The sequence below is a fragment of the Onishia niordana genome (genome assembly GCF_004798965.1).
GTDB lineage: Bacteria > Pseudomonadota > Gammaproteobacteria > Pseudomonadales > Halomonadaceae > Onishia > Onishia niordana.
The window spans coordinates 1-261 of record NZ_SDSD01000104.1; the positions used below are offsets into that span (position 1 = coordinate 1).

1 protein-coding gene is annotated in these 261 nt (G+C 33.3%); it reads left to right on the forward strand.

Annotated elements, in window-relative coordinates:
- Positions 1–44: 44 nt before the first annotated feature.
- Positions 45–261 (forward strand): DUF4811 domain-containing protein (locus ETC27_RS18095; RefSeq protein ID WP_136256079.1); only part of this gene is annotated, 217 nt, incomplete at its 3' end.

The window sequence follows — 261 nt, forward strand, 5'->3', positions numbered from 1 at the left end:
GGGCATATTGTTAAAAACAAAAAAGAAGTAGGAGGTGAGAAATAATGATTATCATACTTATTGTTTTATTTACACTTTTAACCTTCTACGGCTTTATCCACATTGATAAAATATTTTGGCGTGGTCTTGTTGGTGGTTTATCATTAGTCCTACTCACAGCATCAGTTATGGCTTTGACAATACACATTAAAGATAACTGGGGTATGGAGAAAGTAACTTCTACTGAAACGAAGAAAATTTACACAGCAGGAGATACTAATG